2 protein-coding genes are annotated in these 2,604 nt (G+C 67.8%); both read left to right on the top strand.

The window, feature by feature from the left end:
• Positions 1–794: 794 nt before the first annotated feature.
• Entirely contained in the window at positions 795–2,051 is a 1,257-nt protein-coding gene (ltrA, locus tag VN520_RS18050; protein WP_325747957.1) for a group II intron reverse transcriptase/maturase, read from the top strand.
• A gap of 175 nt (positions 2,052–2,226) precedes the next feature.
• A partial coding sequence (locus VN520_RS18045) for a cytochrome b (protein WP_325747956.1) occupies positions 2,227–2,604 on the top strand: 378 nt, incomplete at its 3' end.

The following is a 2,604-nucleotide window of genomic DNA, read 5'->3' as shown; positions in this document are numbered from 1 at the left end:
CCAGGACGGCAAGGAAGTCGTGAACGGCTACGCGACGGCGCGGATCGATCCGTGACGTGTCACGACTTCGAATGCCGCTGACACAGGACAGCGGCGTTCGAGCAAGGCGCTGAACCGATCCGCCTCGGCAGGGGCGGTACGACGCGAGAGAGCCCGCCGGCGAAAGCCGAGCGGGCTTCTTTTTGGTGCGCCAGGCATGGCGCGAGGCGCGTGAGCGCCGAGGGCCTGACTGTGGTGGTCAGGCCCGTGACTTGGAGGTGTAAGTCCTCTGCGGGCCCTGGTGATGGGAACCGCTAGCCGAACAGCAAGGGCGTCGTCGCGAGGCGAGGTCTGAAGGAAGCTGTAAGCAAAGTGCCGGCCCGACGAACAGGAAGCGCATATGAGGCGTCCGCATCGGGGCGAGGGAGCCAAAGAGCCCGAGGCCCGGTATCACCCGGATGATGCGGCCGTAGATGCGCCGAGTATATGGCACGAAGGTCACGCGTCTTACCCTGGGAGGTCTGCCGCTCTGCCCCTGCCTGCAGGTGTGCTACCGGCGTCGAGAGATGTCGGGACGGGGCGGCAGACGTCAGCAGAGGCCATAGTAGTCGGACCAACCAGCCGATGAAGGGCCGAACATGAAGCGCCGGACGGGTGCCGGCCTTTCGATGGCGACAGGAGACGCAGGCGACGAGGCTGAGACGCCTCGTGCCCGGTCCGAGGACGGCGGCCGGAAGCCGCCGGGGCAGGACAGGGGTGCGTCAAGCGCCACGGCAGGGCCGAGGCCATTCCAACCGGAAGCGGTGGTGCGGTTGATGGAAGCGATCGTCAGCCGCGAGAACATGATGGCGGCCTACGACCGGGTCGTGGGGAACAAGGGCGCGGCGGGCATCGACGGGATGACCGTCGAGTACCTGAAGCCCTACCTGGTCGAGCACTGGCCGCGCATCAGAGAAGAGCTGTTGGCGGATCGGTACCGACCGATGCCGGTGCGCGGGGTCGAGATCCCCAAGCCCGGCGGCGGGACACGCCTTCTGGGCATCCCCACGGTGCTGGACCGGCTGATCCAACAGGCGATGCATCAGGTGCTGCTGCCGCTCTTCGATCCTGGCTTCTCCGGATCCTCCTACGGCTTCCGGCCGGGGCGGAGTGCTCATCAGGCGGTGCTGGCGGCGCGTTCGCATGTCGCTGCCGGCCATCGCTGGGTGGTCGATCTCGACCTGGAGAAATTCTTCGACCGGGTGAACCACGACGTGCTGATGGCGCGGGTGGCCCGTCGGGTCGCGGACAAGCGGGTGCTGCGGTTGATTCGCCGTTACCTGCAGGCCGGGATGATGACGGGCGGGCTGGCGACGGCACGGACCGAGGGAACGCCCCAGGGCGGCCCCTTGTCGCCGCTGCTGTCGAACATCCTGCTCGACGATCTCGACAAGGAACTGGAACGTCGCGGCCACGCCTTCTGCCGGTATGCGGACGACTGCAACGTCTATGTGCAATCGCGCCGCGCCGGCGAGCGGATCATGGCCTCGATCACCCGGTTCCTCGGCGAGCGGCTGCGGCTCACAGTCAACGCCGGCAAGAGCGCCGTCGAGCGGCCGTGGGCACGCACCTTCCTGAGCTATACGGTGACGTCCCACAAGAAGCCGCGCCTGCGGGTCGCGGCACGCGCCGTGGACCGTCTCAAGGGCAAGCTCAGGGCCGTGTTCCGGCAAGGGCGTGGACGCTCCTTGGTGCGTACCGCCGGCGACCTTGCCCCGATCCTGCGCGGCTGGACGGCCTACTTCCGGCTGGCGGAGGTGAAGGGCATCTTCGAGGCGCTCGACGGCTGGCTGCGGCGCAAGCTGCGCTGCATCCTGTGGCGGCAATGGAAGCGACCGCGGACACGAGCCGCGCGGCTGATGCAGCGAGGCCTCGACGAGGCACGCGCATGGCAGTCCGCCATGAACGGACGCGGCCCCTGGTGGAACGCCGGGGCCAGCCATATGAACGATGCCTTCCGAAAGGCCTTCTTCGATCAACTCGGGCTGCTGTCCTTCATGGACCAGCACCGACGCCTAAATCACGCTGCATGAACCGCCGTGTACGGAACCGTTCGCACGGTGGTGTGGGAGGAGGGACGTCGCAAGGCGCCCTCCTACCCGATTCTGCCGACCGGCCGGGGCTGTCCGGCCGACGCATCCAGGGGCCGCTTGCGAGGGCGTCCTTTCCGCCGGCACTCTGTCAGGCGGCAGAGACGGGAGGGGGCCCATGCGGCGGAACACACGGGAGCGGTGGGGCGGCGTCAGCATCGCCCTGCACTGGACGGTGGCGCTGCTGATCCTGCTCGTCCAGGTACCCGTCGGCCTGTCACTGGACGCGTTCGGACCGGGCACGACGCAGAACGTCCTCTACTTCGTGCACAAGAATGTCGGCGTGCTGATCCTGGTCCTGGCGGTGATCCGGCTCGGCTGGCGGTGGTCCAACCCGGTGCCCCTTCTGCCCGCGGACCTGCCGTCCTGGCAGGCGGCGCTCGCCCGGATCACCCATTACCTCCTCTACATCCTCCTGTTCGTGATGCCGCTCAGCGGATTCCTCTTCACCGCGATGGGCGGCTATCCGGTGCCGCTGCTCGGGCTCTACGACCTA

Source organism: Streptomyces sp. (assembly GCF_035563135.1).
GTDB lineage: Bacteria > Actinomycetota > Actinomycetes > Streptomycetales > Streptomycetaceae > Streptomyces.
This window is presented reverse-complemented; position numbering and strand designations above follow the sequence as displayed.

Excerpts from the sequence above, each read along its gene's own strand:
- ltrA (WP_325747957.1), top strand. The coding sequence starts at position 795 with ATGGAAGCGATCGTCAGCCGCGAGAACATGATGGCGGCCTACGACCGG.